Raw genomic sequence first — 15,312 nt, 5'->3', positions numbered from 1 at the left:
TTAGTGAGCGCGGCGATACGACGCAAGCAGGAGTTGTGTAATTGCGTGAGCGCTCAAGCTATGTGCAAATCAATGTGGGAGGGGGCTTGCTCCCACATTTTGGTCTTCAGTGTGGCTTATGCACCATGGCACTTTTTGAATTTCTTCGCGCTGCCGCACGGGCAAGGATCGTTGCGCCCCACATCCTTCAAGGCATTGCGCACGGGCTCCTGGTGAGCGTGGCCGCAGTTCGGGCCGTGGACATGGCCGTGGTCGTGATCATGGTGCTCATGATCGTGGTTGCAGTCAGGACCATGGACATGGGGTTGTTGAGTCATCGATGTTGCTCCGGAATAAAATCGCCGGGGATTATCTCGCCATTGTGCGCGACCTGCACGTCATTACCGATGAATAATCCGGTTTTCAGTTCGCCTTCCAGGCGATAATGCACGGGCTGGTCAGGGTTTTTCAGCATCTGTACCACGTCACGTACCTGCGGCCAGAGGTTGGTGCGTACCGAAATCCGGAAGAACTTATGACTGCGCGGCGGTACGGTCAGCCATTCGTTGGACTCGCCCTCGGTCAGCAGCAGGTTGCCCAGGCTGATCTTATAGACCAGGCCACGCACCGTCAGGTCGGCGTCGTCGCGGTTGTCCACGCGAAAGTACAGCTTGAACTTCTGCTCCAGCAGCTTGGCCCGCACCACTTCGACCTTGACCAGGGACACGTGGGGCGCAGGCGAATCGTCTTCGAACCAGGACGCGCAGCCGGTGAGGCCCAGGGTCAACGCCAGCATCAAGCTGTATATCCGAAGCATGGCGTTATCCCTTTCGAGTGATTAGAGGTAGCTGGAGCAACACTTCTTGAATTTCTGCCCACTGCCACACAAACATACATCATTACGTCCGATCGTCACGTCCACCGTCGGGTCGATGAAGTACCAGCGCCCATCATTCTGTACGAAAGATGATTGCTCACGGTGGCTGTGTTCGCCGCTGCTGTCATGCCAGCGTGCGGTAAATGTGACGAAGGCGTGTTCCGGCTGGCCGCCGAACACTTCTGAGCTTTCCACCTCAAGGCCCAGCCAGGTGCTCTGGGCACTCCAGGCGGCGATGGCGTCGCGGTCCAGCCCGGCCTGTTGCGCGGGCAGGGTAGTGGCTACCAGGTAATCGACCAGGCCCAGCACATAGGCGCTGTAGCGCGAGCGCATCAACGCGCTCGCGCAGGGTGCCGGGTGGCCGGCGTGATAGTGGCCGCAGCAGGCATCCAGCAGATTGCCGCTGCCGCACGGGCAAATGGATGTACTCATCGGGTTACCACCAATACTTTCCGAAGTTTTCCGGGTTGGCCCAGAAGCGGGCGTTGAGCCAGTCCGGCACCTGTTTATAGTCAAGCAGATCATAGGTAAACAGCGTCAGGACCTGCTCATCGCGCTGGAAGCGCTCGCCGGCTTGCAAGGCCAGGGAGAAAAAATCGGTTTCCTTCCAGTCGCAGGCGCCCAGATCGACCAGCACGGCAATGCGGCTGGCATTGAGGTTGCGAATGCCGCCGAGCAAGGTCAGGCCCTGCGCTTTTGACAGGTGCTCCAGGCAGTCGACCACCACCGCCAGGTCAAAACGCTGCGCCGCCAGTTCTGGCGGTAACGGCCCTGGGGCTGCCCGGAAAACCCGGGTGTCAGGATGGGCCTGCTCAAAGGCATCCAGCGCCGGGAATTGGCTGGCACCCACTAGCAGCAAGCGCTTTGGCCGTTGAAGATCAAGCAAGGCAGCCAAGGCTTGCTGGGGCGTACGGGAAGAAATTCCAGCGGTCATTGCAAATCCTCACATCAAGACCGTAGAGACTAGCGCGGCTGAGCGCGTGGGCCTAGCGCGGCGGTCGATACCTATCTGCCAGTAACCGTCTCATCGGAAGTTTTTTGATCCTTCACTGGCAAATCGCCTGTAGAAGTCGTTACTGTGCATCCAAAGAAAAATTTGAAAACACTCAGGAGCCCCATGATGCGTAAGGTTTTTTTGCTGGCCCTGTTGGTCAGCCCCGTTGCCCTGGCCCAGAGCGTCAGTGTCGAAACCAACTCGTTGATGCGCCTGCCCAGCAGCACCAGCGTGCTGCAACTGGAGCGCCTGGAGGTAGCGGACTACGGCACTTTGCTGATTCCGTCCACTATCAGCCAGGTCACGGTGGAGGAGCTGCACCTGGGGCGCGACGCACGCATCGCCATTGTCCCCGGCAATACTGCGCTGCAAATGCAAGTGCGCCAGGCGCAACTGGAGCACGGTAGCCAGATCACTTCACGCGGGGCCCCTGGCACCCATGAAAAACCAGCCAAGGCTGGCCGTGACCTGATCTTGCGGATCAACGACCTTAGCGCTGAAGAATTGTCTGTGGACGCCCGCGGCGGTGCCGGTGCCCAGGGGTATGCGGGGCTCGATGGTGCCAACGGCGAGGACCCGGGGTGTACGTGGGGTTCGGCTGGGCGCGGGGCCAACGGTGACAACGGCGGCGACGGCCTGCCGGGTGCTTCGGGGGCGAGTGTAAGGCTGGAGTTGCCGCAAGACTTTCCTGGCGACAAAATCAAGGTCTGGGTTGATGGTGGCGCCGGCGGTTTGGCAGGTATAGCGGGCAAACCCGGGAAGGGTGGGCAGTCGAAGGGGTGCCTGGTGTACCGTGCTGATGGCGGCGACAAGGGCCGGGCCGGGTTGGAAGGGCAGCCGGGGCCGGCTGGGCCTGCAGGGTCTGTGACCATTCAGCGGCTCTGAGTCGCCTGGTCTGACGCTATCGGGGCATGTATCTACATAACTTTGGTTATGCCGCTGAACCTGTGGGAGGGGGCTTGCTCCCGATGGCGGCCTGACAGCCGACCAGAATGTTGGATCAGACCGAGTACATATCCGTTATTTGGGCAACGGCCACTATTGGTTCCGCTCTTACAGCGGGTCACTTTTGAAAAGCGCAAAAGTAACCCAAACGCTCTTGCCCCACCACTCGGCACCTCGCCCAGGCTCGGTGTGCCCGTAATCCGACAGGGATTTGGGGGGCCGCCGCCACGCGCCATCCATGGCGCGGGGCGGCTAAACCGGCATCCCTCCCGGTTTACCCCCCAAATCCCTGTCGAATTCCGGCCAGCGTGGTTTGACGGGGCGCCTGAGATCAAAAGCAGATCAAGATCAAGATCAAGAGCGGCTCGCTGCGCATCGTGGTTACCGTTGACTGCTATAAAGTGGTGTAGGTGCCTAAGCCAGATAGGGATATAAGCGCGCCTCAGAACATCGGCCGAGCCGAAGCGATCGCCACCACTACCAACCCCACGATGAGATTAATCCCCACCAACCTGCGAATCTGCCCCAGCGCAGCCGCGCCCGCTGGCCAATCCTCGGCCGCCACCGCCTTGCGAAGCTCCGGGAACTTCAACGCCTGGATGCGGATAAACAGCGCCGTCATTACCAGATACAAACCCATCATCACCTGCACATAGCGCGGTGCAGTCTCAAAACCGTTGAAGCGCAGGTGCAAAAGGCCTATGCCGCTGATCGGCAAAACCAGCACCGTCACCCACACCCATACAAAAAAACGTTGAAACACATTCGCCCACAGCTTGAGCCGGGCAGGGCCCTCAAGGGCCGCCATGGCGGCGGGGCGCAGGATCATCCAGGCGAAAAACATACCGCCGACCCAGATCAGGGCAGCCAGTACATGCAGGGTGTAAGCGAAGCTAAACGCGGTCATTGTGGTACTCCGTTCTGCGCGGGATTAATTAGCGGGGTATGATAGCGGCCGATCCGAACCACTGAAAATTTATCCAGCGTTTTTTGCGCCCGACTATCCATGATCAGCACTGAACTCAAAACCACGATCCAGGGCGCCTATTCGCGTTTTCTCGAAGCCAAGAGCTTGAAACCGCGCTACGGCCAACGCCTGATGATCGCCGAAGTGGCGAAAGTCCTCGGGGATATCGACACCGACGACGAAGGTCGCCGCGAAGGCGAACCCGCGGTCGTGGCCGTCGAGGCCGGTACCGGTACCGGCAAGACCGTGGCCTACAGCCTTGCCGCGATCCCCACCGCCAAGGCCGCCGGCAAGCGCCTGGTGATCGCCACCGCCACCGTCGCCCTGCAAGAGCAGATTGTCTACAAAGACTTGCCTGACCTGATGCGTAACAGCGGCTTGAGCTTTACTTTTGCCCTGGCCAAGGGCCGTGGCCGCTACATGTGCCTGTCCAAGCTCGACGTCCTGCTGCAGGAAGGCCACGCGCAAACCGCCACCGCCTCATTGTTCGAAGAAGAAGGCTTCAAGATCGAGGTCGATGAGGCCAGCCAGAAGCTGTTTACCAGCATGATCGAGAAGCTGGCCGGGAATAAATGGGACGGCGACCGCGACAGCTGGCCCACCGCCCTGGAAGATGCCGACTGGGCGCGCCTGACCACCGACCACAGCCAGTGCACCAATCGCCATTGCCCCAACTTTGGCCAGTGCGCCTTCTACAAGGCCCGCGAAGGCATGGGCAAGGTTGACGTCATCGTCACCAACCACGACATGGTGCTGGCCGACCTGGCCTTGGGCGGCGGCGCCGTGTTGCCCGATCCGCGCGACACCCTCTACGTATTCGATGAAGGTCACCACTTGCCGGACAAGGCCATCGGCCACTTCGCCCATTACACACGCCTGCGTTCCACCGCCGACTGGCTGGAAACCACCGCCAAGAACCTTACCAAGTTGCTGGCCCAGCATCCGCTGCCCGGTGACCTGGGCAAGCTGATCGAGCAGGTGCCGGAACTGGCGCGCGAGATCAAGACCCAGCAGCAGTTCATGTTCAGCGCCTGCGAACAGGTCGCAGACTTCAAGCCCGGTGAAGACGTCGAGGGCCGTGAGCGCCCGCGCCACCGCTTTGTCGGTGGGATGATTCCCGAGCACATGCGCGAAATGGGCATCGAGTTGAAGAAGGGCTTTTCACGCCTGACCGACCTGTTCACCCGCCTGACCGACTTGCTCAAGGAAGGCATGGATGGCGAGGTTAATATCGGCATCGCCAGCAACCAGGCTGAAGAATGGTACCCGCTGTTCGGCAGCCTGCTGTCCCGCTCCCAGGGCAACTGGGAGCTGTGGACCGCTTTCACCGTCGAAGACCCGGAAGACAACCCGCCGATGGCCCGTTGGCTGACGCTGTCGGAAAGCGGTGCGCTGTTTGATATCGAGGTCAACGCCAGCCCGATCCTCGCCGCCGAAATGCTGCGCCGCAACCTGTGGAACGTGGCCTACGGCTGCCTGGTGACCTCGGCCACGCTGACCGCCCTGGGCACCTTCGACCGTTTCCGCATGCGCGCCGGCCTGCCGAAAAAGGCCGTAACCGCCGTGGTGCCCAGCCCCTTTCATCACGCCGACGCCGGTGTGCTGCGGGTTCCGGACCTCAAGGCCGATCCTCGGGATGCGGCGGCGCACACCGCGGCGATCATTCGCGACCTGCCATCGTTGGTCGAAGGCTCCCGCGGCACCCTGGTGCTGTTCTCGTCGCGCAAACAGATGCAGGACGTGTTCGATGGCCTTGATCGCGACTGGCGCAAGCAGGTGTTTATCCAGGGCAACCTGTCCAAGCAGGAAACCCTGAACAAGCACAAGGCGCGGGTCGATGGCGGTGATTCCAGCGTGCTGTTTGGCCTGGCGAGTTTTGCCGAAGGCGTGGACTTGCCCGGGGCCTACTGCGAACACGTGGTAATCGCCAAGATCCCGTTCTCGGTGCCTGATGACCCGGTCGAGGCCGCGTTGGCCGAATGGATCGAAGCCCGGGGCGGCAACCCGTTCATGGAAATCTCGGTGCCGGATGCTTCACTGAAGCTGGTGCAGGCCTGCGGGCGCTTGCTGCGTACCGAGGAAGACCGGGGCACCATCACCTTGCTCGACCGCCGCCTGGTCACCCAGCGCTATGGCAAGGCTATCCTCAATGCCTTGCCGCCGTTCAGGCGCGAAATTTCTTAAGCCACCGTGGGCGAATTCGCCCACTTCGTGGTCTATCTCATCACTATCATCAGGCCATTCATCGGCCGTCTGGGAGAACCTTGTTCGTATGATTCGCACGCTGCCCGCCCTGTTTGCCTTGCTGTTCGCTGCGCCATTGATGGCCGCACCAGCGGGGCAACAAACGCTGTTCAACTTTGTCCGGCCTGCCGATGTGGTCAAGGTGGCGACCCAGGACGCCAGCCTGCCGCAATACAACGCCGAACAAACGCCCGAAGGCGAGGTGCTGCGCCGCATCACCTTCAACCCGGCGGCCGAGCCGAGCCTGGTGCTCAGCCCGCAAACCGGCGTGTGGGACTGGTCGCAATCCAGCGCCATGAGCCTGCGTATCCAAAGCGCCATGAACTGGGCGCTGACTCTCTACATCAAGGTGCAGAGCGCCGACGGCAAGACCCTGGTCAGCCGCGTCGACCTGCCGGCCGGCCCAGCCCAGACCCTGCTGGTGCCGCTGCAAGCCAACTCGCCACTGAGCCAGGGCATGAAGGCCGGCCCGCCTATGCCTATCACCGTGGAGGGCCAGCGGGTGTTGCTGGCCGGTAGTGCCGGGGAAATCGACCGCAGCCAAGTGGTCTCGGTGACCCTGTCGATGATCAAGCCCAACGCCGCCCAAAGCATCCTGCTGGAGCGCTTCGGCGTGCAGGACAGCGAGCCGGTGTTGAAAGCCGCCTACAGCGAATTGGTCGACGCCTATGGGCAGTCCACACGCGCGCGCTGGCCGGAAAAGGTCAGCAGCGATGACCAGCTCAAGGCGTCGGCTACCAAGGAGCAGCAGCAGCTCAAGACCTGGCTGGCCGAGCGAGATAAATCCTCCCTGGACCCATACGGCGGCTGGAACAAAGGCCCGGCATTCGACGCCAGCGGCTTTTTTCGCACCGAGAAGCGCGATGGCCGCTGGTACCTGGTGACCCCGGACGGCCATCCGTTCTATTCCCTGGGCGTCAATACCGTGACGCCGGACAACAGCCAGACCTACGTGGCGGGGCGTGAATGGATGTTCGCGGCGCTGCCCAAGGCCGGCGAACCTTTCGACAAGTATTACGGCAGCGGCGACAACCGCACCGGCAACGGTGCCGGCGAAGGACGTGGCTTTGGCTCGGGCCGCTGGTACGATTTCTATGGCGCCAACCTGCAACGCACTTATGGCGGTGAAGGTCTGGACCAGAAGCGCTGGGTCACCCATACCCTCGACCGCCTGCAAGCCTGGGGTTTCAACACCGTAGGCAACTGGAGCGATGCGGACCTGGCCACGGCCGACCGCGTGCCGTACACCTTGCCGCTGTCGATTGTGGGTGACTACGCCAGCATCAGCACCGGCACCGACTGGTGGGGCGGCATGCCCGACCCGTTCGACCCACGCTTTGCCATGGCCACCGAACGCGCCGTGGCTATCGCCGCGCGCGATCACCGCGATGACCCGTGGTTGGTCGGCTTCTTTGCCGACAACGAACTGGCCTGGGCAGGCCCCGGTGACGATCCGAAGTCCCGCTACGCCCTGGCCTATGGCACCTTGCGCATGACCACCGATGTGCCGGCCAAACGCGCCTTCCTCAAGCAACTGCGCGACAAATACCGTAACGAAGAAGGCCTGTCCAAAGCTTGGGGCATTCATTTGGCGGGCTGGGAGCTGATGGAAGACCCTGGCTTCGAGCCACCGATGCCCAACCCGGAACACCCGGAAATCGAAGCCGACTTCAAGTATTTCCAGAAGACGTTTGCCGATGCCTACTTCAAGACCATCTCTGACTCGCTGAAGTGGCACGCGCCCAACCAACTCTTGCTGGGTGGCCGTTTTGCAGTGAGCACCCCGGAAGCGGTGGCGTCGTGCGCACAGTATTGCGACGTGTTGAGCTTCAACATGTACACCCTCAAACCCCAGGACGGTTATGACTTCGCCGCCCTGCGCGCATTGGACAAACCGGTACTGATCACCGAATTCAACTTTGGCTCTGCCGACCGTGGCCCGTTTTGGGGCGGCGTGACGCAACTGGCCCGCGAAGAAGACCGCGGCGCGGCGTACAGCGCCTTTCTCAAGCAGGCCATGGCCGAGCCGTCGATTGTCGGCGTGCATTGGTTCCAGTACCTCGACCAGCCGGTGACCGGGCGCCTGCTGGATGGTGAAAACGGCCACTTCGGCCTTGTCGGTATCACCGATGTGCCGTTCCAGGGTTTCGTCGACAGCGTACGTAAAAGTAATCTTGCGGCAGTCGACCAATTGGGCAAGGAGGCCGAGAAAGCCAAGGCGGCCGGTGCCGTGCGAGAGCACGAAGGTGGCCGATCAGCCCAAGCGGGCAAAGGCGCGGGGCAGGGCGCCGGTCAGGCCGGTGGGCACTCTGGAAATGGTCATTGATTCATCGTTGACGGGTTCACAAAACCGACAATGACTGGAACAATGTCGACCATTTCCTACAGTATTTTCAAGGCGGCTTAGGTGCAGATTCAGGGTCATTACGAGCTCCAGTTCGAAGCGGTACGCGAAGCCTTCGCCGCACTGTTCGATGACCCCCAGGAACGTGGTGCCGGGTTGTGCATCCAGATCGGCGGGCAAACCGTCGTCGACCTGTGGGCCGGTACTGCCGACAAGGACGGGGCCGAAGCCTGGCATAGCGACACTATCGTCAACCTGTTCTCCTGCACCAAGACCTTCACGGCCGTTACCGCCCTGCAACTGGTGGCCGAAGGCAAGCTCAAGCTCGATGCGCCTGTGGCCGATTACTGGCCGGCATTTGCCGCGGCGGGCAAAGAAGCGATTACCCTGCGCCAGTTGCTCTGTCACCAGGCCGGGCTGCCGGCCATCCGCGAAATGCTGCCTACCGAGGCCCTCTACGACTGGCAATTGATGGTCGATACCCTGGCGGCCGAGGCTCCCTGGTGGACACCGGGCGAGGGGCATGGCTATGAGGCGATTACCTATGGTTGGCTGGTCGGCGAATTGCTGCGCCGTGCCGATGGGCGCGGGCCGGGGGAGTCCATCGTGGCGCGGGTCGCACGGCCCTTGGGGCTGGATTTTCATGTGGGCCTTGCGGACGAAGAGTTTTATCGTGTTGCCCATGTAGCCCGCAGTAAAGGCAATATGGGCGATGAAGCGGCACAGCGGTTACTTCAAGTAATGATGCGCGAACCCGCAGCAATGACCACACGCGCATTTGCCAATCCACCGTCTATTCTGACCAGCACTAACAAGCCCGAATGGCGACGCATGCAGCAGCCCGCGGCTAATGGTCACGGTAATGCACGTAGCCTGGCCGGGTTTTATAGTGGGTTGTTGGACGGTAGTTTGCTGGAAAGCGACATGCTCGAACAATTGACTCGTGAACACAGTATCGGGCTGGACAAAACCTTATTGACCCAAACCCGCTTCGGCCTGGGTTGCATGTTGGATCAACCGCAGTTGCCCAATGCCACGTTCGGCCTGGGGCCACGCGCATTCGGGCATCCCGGGGCAGGCGGCTCAGTCGGGTTTGCCGACCCTGAACATGATGTCGCATTCGGTTTTGTGACTAATACCCTGGGGCCTTACGTACTTATGGACCCGCGTGCGCAGAAGTTGGTCGGAATATTGGCCGGTTGTCTATAAACCTCTTGCTGTTTCACAATTTTTTGTTACAAAGGCAAGTATAAGAAAGATGCTGAACGACACGTTGTAACTTAAATGTTCTTTAAGCGTCGGTTTAACGGGTCACGAGACCCCCTGGTTTTTTCTCATTTTGTGGATATCTCATGTTATCGAACAAGTCCTTGGCACTGGCGCTGTGCCTCACTATTACGGGTTGCGCACAAACTCCACAAAATGATGCCGAAGGTGGGCATTGGTGGTCATTCGGATCGGACAAGGCTGCGACCAAGGACGCAGTGACCCAAACCGACGCCAAGCCCGATGCCAAGCCTGCTGCAGGCGCCAAGCCTGTTGAGCCCGTCGCCGCTGCTGCTGCACCGGCTCCGGCCGCCAAGGCTGACACCGGTTACAGCTGGTGGCCGTTCTCCACCAAGAGTGCTGAAGAAAAGGCCGCTGATGCCAAGGCTGACCTGAAAGCCGACCTCAAGGCCGCCACCCCGACGTCGGACGCGGCACCTGTGGTCGCCAAGACCGACACCGAGCCCCACTGGTGGTGGCCGTTCGAAAGCAAGCCAAAGCCCTTGGCCAAGGTCGACGTGACCAACGTGCAGATGCCTGACCCGAAAATCACCCAGGCCTGGCTGGACGACTACGAGCCACGCCTGCGCGAGGCCATCAAGGGCAGCAACCTGCAACTGGAGCGTCGCGACAACGTGCTGGTGGTGATTGCCCCGGTCGACGGTTCCTACAACCCGAAGCGCCCGGCGATGTTGCTGCCGGTGACCCTGGGCCCGTTCACCCGTGTGGCCAAGGCCGTCGAAGCTGATCCAAAGACTGCCGTACTGGTCCTGGGCCACGTCGACGCCACCGGCAGCGCGCCGGCGAGCCAGGCGTTGAGCAAGGAACGTGCGCAGTCGATTGCGTCGATTTTCAGCCTCAGTGGTTTGAAGCAGGACCGCCTGATGCTGCGTGGCATGGGTGACCTTATGCCACGCGCCGCCAACGACAGCAATCAAGGCCGTGCGCTGAATCGCCGCATGGAAATCATGTTCACTCAGCGTACAACGATGTTGGCACTGCTGAGCAAGTACAACTCGGGCAAGACCCCGCCTGTTGCTGAAATGGTGGCCGTGCAGGACGTTCCAGCCCCGGCACCGGCGGCAAAAGCGCCAGCCAAAAAGGCCCCGGCCAAGAAAGCTGCCGCCAAGCCCGCGGCTAAAAAGGCTGCGGCCAAACCGGCAGCGAAGAAACCCGCTGCCGCCAAAGCCAAGGCTGCGGCACCCGCTTCGAACGACCAGGCGAAAAACTGAGCCGTTGAACCACAAGGATAAAGCCGCATGACCCAGGCACTGGCTGATATGCGCCGTGACTATACACGGGACGGTTTGAGCGAGGCCCAGGCCCCGGATGAACCGTTTGCATTGTTCCACCAATGGTTTGCCGACGCGGTGAAAACCGAGCAGCCGCCGGTGGAGGCCAATGCCATGACCCTGGCGACGGTCGACCAGGACGGTCGCCCGCATTGTCGCATCCTGTTGCTCAAGGGCCTGGATGCACAGGGCTTTACCTTCTTCACCAACTATCAAAGCGCCAAGGGTGAACAGCTCGCGGCGCGGCCGTTCGCGGCCATGACCTTCTTCTGGCCGACCCTGGAACGCCAGGTGCGCATTGAAGGGCGCGTGGTCAAGGTCACCCCAGAAGAGTCGGACGCTTATTACCAGGTGCGTCCTTTGGGCAGCCGCCTGGGGGCTTGGGCTTCCCCGCAGAGCAAGGTCATCCGTGACCGCGAAGAACTGCAGGAACTGCTCAAGGCCACTGAACAGCGTTTCAGCGATACCCAGCCCGACTGCCCTGAGCATTGGGGTGGGTACCGTTTGCTGCCCGAGCGCATCGAGTTCTGGCAAGGCCGCGCCAGCCGCCTGCATGACCGCCTCAACTATCGCCTGCAAGGGGCTCAATGGTCCCGCGAGCGCCTGGCGCCCTGAGCGTCGCCTTTCGTCATCCCGCCTGAATCAAAGCTATCGCGCTGGAGTCCCTGATCAAGAGACCTCGGCGCGTTCGGCTGCGCGGCTACACTGGTCAAACAGGTTATGGCATCGTTCGGCGCCATACCCGTGGTTACCGTTCGTCGAGTTTTCTGGTGCTGGCAGTCTGTACTCAGGCTGAATGAAAACAATTTTTTGCCTGGCTTGCCGTGACAGGCGCCAAGCCAGAGCGTTTAATGAATACCTGTCCTTTGGAGTTGATGCTATGCGTAAGTCCGTTTTACTAGTTGCCTGCTTTACCACCCTGTCGTTGCTCTTGGGTGGCTGCGCCTCGAGTCTGACCGGCGACTCGTACTCTCGCGATGAGGCGCGTCGTGTACAGACCGTGCGCATGGGCACCATCGAATCCCTGCGTCCGGTGAAAATCGAAGGTACCAAGACCCCAATCGGCGGCGCTGCAGGCGCAGTCATCGGCGGCGTTGGCGGCAGCGCCATCGGTGGCGGCCGTGGCAGCATCGTCACCGCGGTGATCGGCGCGGTCGCTGGTGGCCTGTTGGGCTCCGCCACCGAAGAAGGCCTGACCCGTACCCAGGGCGTGGAAATCACCGTTCGCGAAGACGACGGCAGCATGCGTGCCTACGTACAAGCCGTGCAGGAAAATGAAATCTTCCGCATCGGCGACCGCGTACGCATCATGACCGTTGACGGTACCAGCCGCGTTACCCGCTAAGCGCTAGCGAGCAGGCAAAGAAAAACCCCAGCCGGGTGACCGGTTGGGGTTTTTTTATGCTGTTTTCCCAGAGGGTCAGGCTTTCTTGCGACTCGCCATTGCCGTCACCGCGTACCCGATAAAGGCCGCCAGGATCGACCCGGTCAGAATGCCCATGCGGTCTTCACCGGCAAACTCACTGGCGCCCGGCACAAACGCCAGTGAGCCGACAAACAGACTCATGGTAAAGCCGATGCCGCACAGGATCGCCACGCCAAGCACCTGGCCCCAGTTGGCGCCGCTGGGCAGTGAGGCGATACCGGTCTTGATCGCCAGCCAGGTCAGGCCGAACACACCGACGGTCTTGCCGATCAACAGGCCGGCCGCGATGCCCATGGGCACGTGGTGGGTGAAGCTTTCCAGGCTGACGCCGGTTAAGGAAACCCCGGCATTGGCGAATGCGAAGAGCGGCAGGATGGCGTAGGCCACCCACGGGTGCAGGGCGTGTTCCAGGGTCAGCAGCGGTGAGGTTTCGGCATTTTTGGTACGCAGTGGAATGCAGAACGCCAGGGTCACGCCGGCCAGCGTGGCATGCACACCGCTCTTGAGTACGCACACCCACAGGATCAAGCCAACGATGAGGTACGGCCCAAGCTTGATCACGCCCAGACGGTTCATCGCAATCAAGGCAATCAAGCAAGCCCCCGCGCCCGCCAGGGACGCGCCGGACAAGTCGGCGGAGTAAAACAACGCAATGACGATGATGGCACCGAGGTCGTCAATGATTGCCAGGGTCATCAGGAACAGCTTCAGCGACACCGGTACGCGCTTGCCCAGCAGGGCCAGCACGCCCAGGGCGAACGCAATATCCGTGGCCATGGGGATCGCCCAGCCGGCGAGGGCGGCGGGGTTGTCCTTGTTCAGCGCCCAGTAGATCAGTGCCGGCACCACCATGCCGCCGATGGCTGCTGCGCCGGGCAGTACCACTTGGGAGGGCTTGGACAGATGGCCATCGAGGAGTTCGCGCTTGACCTCCAGGCCGATCAACAGGAAGAACAGGGCCATCAGGCCGTCGTTGATCCACAGCAGCGCCGGCTTGGCGATGCTCAGCGCTCCCACCTGTGTGACCACCGGGGTCTCGAGGAAGGCGTTGTACAGATGCGACAACGGCGAGTTGTTAATGATCAGCGCCAAGGCGGCAGCGGCGATCAACAACAGGCCACTGGCAGCTTCCAGCTGGAAAAAACGGGTGAAAGTGCTACGCAGAGGCAAGGGATGCTCTCCATTCCAGGTTCAATAGGTGGGTACCCTAACCCGTACTGTTAGTTGTTAAAACAAAAGTTATATTCTTATTTGTTATAAGAAACTGGCCGGGTTGTCGACGCGCCAAAGACTAGCAATTGTGTGTCCAATTGAGTCGTTACTGTATCTGTGTGGAGTGTAGGAAACATCCTAAGATCGAGACTGAAAACCTTTAGAGAACCCATCATGAGCGACCACCGTACCTGGGCCCGCGAAGCCATTCGCATCATTGAAGCGGACTTCCAGCGGAGCGCCGACACCCACCTGATTCCGTTGCCGCTGCCGGGGTTGCCAGGCATCGAGTTGTACTTCAAGGACGAGTCCAGCCACCCCACCGGCAGCCTGAAACATCGCCTGGCCCGTTCACTGTTCCTGTACGCACTGTGCAATGGCTGGCTCAAGCCGGGCGCCCCGGTGGTTGAAGCATCGAGTGGTTCCACGGCGATTTCCGAGGCCTACTTCGCCCGCCTGCTGGGCTTGCCGTTTATTGCGGTCATGCCTGCTTCCACGTCCCAGGAGAAAATCGCCCAGATCGCCTTTTATGGTGGCAAGAGTCATCTGGTCCAGGATCCGACGCAGATCTACGCGGAATCCGAGCGCCTGGCCAAGGAGGGTGGTGGTCATTTCATGGACCAGTTCACCTATGCCGAACGTGCTACCGACTGGCGGGCGAACAACAACATCGCCGAGTCGATCTTCCAGCAGATGCGCTTTGAACAGCACCCGGAGCCCAGCTGGTTGATTTCCAGCCCCGGCACCGGCGGTACCACCGCCACGCTGGGCCGTTATGTGCGTTATCGCCAGCATTGCACCCGCGTGCTGTGTGCCGATGCCGAACGTTCGGTGTTCTTCGACTTCTACCAGAGCGGCGACGCCAACCTGCGCCTGGAGTGTGGCTCACGGATCGAAGGGATTGGTCGCCCGCGGGTCGAGGCATCGTTTCTGCCGGCGGTGATTGATGCGATGATCAAGGTGCCAGACGCCTTGTCATTGGCGGCCATGCATTACCTGGCTGGGCGTTTGGGACGACGGGTCGGCGGTTCCAGCGGGACCAACCTGATCGGCGCCTTGATAGCCGCGCAACAGATGAAAGCGGCGGGGGAGTCGGGGTCGATCGTGGCGATCTTGTGTGATGGCGGCGAGCGCTATGCCACGACCTATTATGATCAGGAGTGGTTGGCGGGGCAGGGCTATGAGTTGGATGGGTTGGTTACGGCAGTGGCTGCGAGCGTAGAGCAGGGCGAGTCTCTACCGACCAGCATCCTGCGCGCCAATATCTGACCGGGCGCAAATCAAAATGTGGGAGGGGGCTTGCCCCCGATAGCCATAGGTATCTACACAACTGTGTAGCAGCCGACGGTAACCACGATGCGTAGCGAGCCGCTCTTGATCTTGCTCTTGATCTGGCTTTTGATCTTAGGCGCCCCGTTAAACCACGCTGGCCGGAATTCGACAGGTATTTGGGGGGTAAACCGGCAGGGATGCCGGTTTAGCCGCCCCGCGCCATCGATGGCGCGGGGCGGCGGCCCCCCAAATCCCTGTCGGATTACGGGCACACCGAGCCTAAGCGAGGTGCCGAGTGGTGGGGCAAGAGCCTTTTGGTTACTTTTGGGCTCTTTTCAAAAGTGACCCGCTGTAAAAGCGGAACCAATAGTGGCCGTAACCTAAATAACGGATATGTACTCAATCAAAGTCCAACATGCTGGTCGGCTGTGAGGCCGCCATCGGGGGCAAGCCCCCTCCCACATTTGACCGAGGTGTGTCACGTAGATATCTAT

Annotated in this window: 14 protein-coding genes; 8 read left to right on the top strand and 6 right to left on the bottom strand. The window is 60.9% G+C overall.

Annotated features, from left to right (window positions below; genetic code table 11):
* Window positions 1–116: 116 nt before the first annotated feature.
* The 4 genes from NMB39_RS22190 to NMB39_RS22175 are packed head-to-tail and all read right to left on the bottom strand — an operon-like array spanning window position 117 to window position 1,790.
* Window positions 117–317: an SEC-C metal-binding domain-containing protein gene (locus NMB39_RS22190; protein WP_046071316.1), complete on the bottom strand. Its 201-nt coding sequence runs from the start codon at window positions 315–317 to the stop codon at window positions 117–119.
* The gene (locus tag NMB39_RS22185; protein ID WP_494340055.1) at window positions 314–796 is read right to left on the bottom strand and encodes an LEA/WHy family protein; all 483 of its coding nucleotides are present in this window, start codon (window positions 794–796) and stop codon (window positions 314–316) included. The genes NMB39_RS22190 and NMB39_RS22185 overlap by 4 nt, the downstream gene beginning before the upstream one ends.
* 21 nt (window positions 797–817) lie before the next feature.
* A complete protein-coding gene (locus NMB39_RS22180; protein ID WP_046071318.1) occupies window positions 818–1,288 on the bottom strand; it encodes a YchJ family protein in 471 nt (156 codons plus the stop codon).
* Window positions 1,289–1,292: 4 nt separating this feature from the next.
* The gene (locus tag NMB39_RS22175) at window positions 1,293–1,790 is read right to left on the bottom strand and encodes a DUF6231 family protein (protein WP_306957289.1); all 498 of its coding nucleotides are present in this window, start codon (window positions 1,788–1,790) and stop codon (window positions 1,293–1,295) included.
* 186 nt (window positions 1,791–1,976) lie between these two features.
* Here NMB39_RS22175 and NMB39_RS22170 point away from each other — a divergent pair, with 186 nt between their 5' ends.
* On the top strand, window positions 1,977–2,735 hold the full coding sequence (locus NMB39_RS22170; RefSeq protein WP_057021938.1) for a hypothetical protein: 759 nt from the start codon (window positions 1,977–1,979) through the stop codon (window positions 2,733–2,735).
* A 502-nt stretch (window positions 2,736–3,237) separates the two neighbouring features.
* Here the strand turns inward: NMB39_RS22170 and NMB39_RS22165 are convergent.
* The gene (locus tag NMB39_RS22165) at window positions 3,238–3,702 is read right to left on the bottom strand and encodes a CopD family protein (protein ID WP_043051578.1); all 465 of its coding nucleotides are present in this window, start codon (window positions 3,700–3,702) and stop codon (window positions 3,238–3,240) included.
* Window positions 3,703–3,801: 99 nt separating this feature from the next.
* On the opposite strand from NMB39_RS22165, the gene dinG reads away from it, so the two are divergent.
* The 6 genes from dinG to NMB39_RS22135 all read left to right on the top strand — a co-directional run bounded on the left by dinG (window position 3,802) and on the right by NMB39_RS22135 (window position 12,253).
* A complete protein-coding gene (gene dinG, locus NMB39_RS22160) occupies window positions 3,802–5,946 on the top strand; it encodes an ATP-dependent DNA helicase DinG (protein ID WP_043051579.1) in 2,145 nt (714 codons plus the stop codon).
* A gap of 88 nt (window positions 5,947–6,034) precedes the next feature.
* Window positions 6,035–8,332, top strand: a complete 2,298-nt coding sequence (locus tag NMB39_RS22155) for a beta-galactosidase (protein ID WP_494340056.1) — start codon at window positions 6,035–6,037, stop codon at window positions 8,330–8,332.
* An 81-nt stretch (window positions 8,333–8,413) separates the two neighbouring features.
* The gene (locus NMB39_RS22150; RefSeq protein ID WP_057021941.1) at window positions 8,414–9,559 is read left to right on the top strand and encodes a serine hydrolase domain-containing protein; all 1,146 of its coding nucleotides are present in this window, start codon (window positions 8,414–8,416) and stop codon (window positions 9,557–9,559) included.
* Window positions 9,560–9,702: 143 nt separating this feature from the next.
* Complete coding sequence (locus NMB39_RS22145; protein WP_124356076.1) at window positions 9,703–10,848, top strand: OmpA family protein; 1,146 nt, start codon at window positions 9,703–9,705, stop codon at window positions 10,846–10,848.
* A gap of 27 nt (window positions 10,849–10,875) precedes the next feature.
* On the top strand, window positions 10,876–11,523 hold the full coding sequence (pdxH, locus tag NMB39_RS22140) for a pyridoxamine 5'-phosphate oxidase (RefSeq protein WP_464005768.1): 648 nt from the start codon (window positions 10,876–10,878) through the stop codon (window positions 11,521–11,523).
* A 265-nt stretch (window positions 11,524–11,788) separates the two neighbouring features.
* Window positions 11,789–12,253 (top strand): outer membrane lipoprotein, encoded by a 465-nt coding sequence (locus NMB39_RS22135; RefSeq protein WP_003189251.1) that lies wholly within the window; start codon window positions 11,789–11,791, stop codon window positions 12,251–12,253.
* Window positions 12,254–12,328: 75 nt separating this feature from the next.
* Here the strand turns inward: NMB39_RS22135 and nhaA are convergent, their stop codons facing one another.
* The gene (nhaA, locus tag NMB39_RS22130; protein WP_057021944.1) at window positions 12,329–13,504 is read right to left on the bottom strand and encodes a Na+/H+ antiporter NhaA; all 1,176 of its coding nucleotides are present in this window, start codon (window positions 13,502–13,504) and stop codon (window positions 12,329–12,331) included.
* Between the two features lie 213 nt (window positions 13,505–13,717).
* On the opposite strand from nhaA, the gene NMB39_RS22125 reads away from it, so the two are divergent.
* Window positions 13,718–14,815 carry a PLP-dependent cysteine synthase family protein gene (locus NMB39_RS22125; protein ID WP_494340569.1) on the top strand — a complete coding sequence of 366 codons (1,098 nt, stop codon included), beginning with the start codon at window positions 13,718–13,720 and terminating at the stop codon, window positions 14,813–14,815.
* The last annotated feature ends 497 nt before the right edge of the window (window positions 14,816–15,312 follow it).

The organism is Pseudomonas sp. FBCC-B545 (assembly GCF_059134095.1).
The sequence above is the reverse complement of the archived record's forward strand: the minus strand, read 5'-3'. Positions and strand labels throughout refer to the sequence as shown.

Coding starts and splice junctions, on each gene's coding strand:
- NMB39_RS22190 (WP_046071316.1), bottom strand. CDS start 317: ATGACTCAACAACCCCATGTCCATGGTCCTGACTGCAACCACGATCAT.
- NMB39_RS22185 (WP_494340055.1), bottom strand. CDS start 796: ATGCTTCGGATATACAGCTTGATGCTGGCGTTGACCCTGGGCCTCACC.
- NMB39_RS22180 (WP_046071318.1), bottom strand. CDS start 1,288: ATGAGTACATCCATTTGCCCGTGCGGCAGCGGCAATCTGCTGGATGCC.
- NMB39_RS22175 (WP_306957289.1), bottom strand. CDS start 1,790: ATGACCGCTGGAATTTCTTCCCGTACGCCCCAGCAAGCCTTGGCTGCC.
- NMB39_RS22170 (WP_057021938.1), top strand. CDS start 1,977: ATGCGTAAGGTTTTTTTGCTGGCCCTGTTGGTCAGCCCCGTTGCCCTG.
- NMB39_RS22165 (WP_043051578.1), bottom strand. CDS start 3,702: ATGACCGCGTTTAGCTTCGCTTACACCCTGCATGTACTGGCTGCCCTG.
- dinG (WP_043051579.1), top strand. CDS start 3,802: ATGATCAGCACTGAACTCAAAACCACGATCCAGGGCGCCTATTCGCGT.
- NMB39_RS22155 (WP_494340056.1), top strand. CDS start 6,035: ATGATTCGCACGCTGCCCGCCCTGTTTGCCTTGCTGTTCGCTGCGCCA.
- NMB39_RS22145 (WP_124356076.1), top strand. CDS start 9,703: ATGTTATCGAACAAGTCCTTGGCACTGGCGCTGTGCCTCACTATTACG.
- pdxH (WP_464005768.1), top strand. CDS start 10,876: ATGACCCAGGCACTGGCTGATATGCGCCGTGACTATACACGGGACGGT.
- NMB39_RS22135 (WP_003189251.1), top strand. CDS start 11,789: ATGCGTAAGTCCGTTTTACTAGTTGCCTGCTTTACCACCCTGTCGTTG.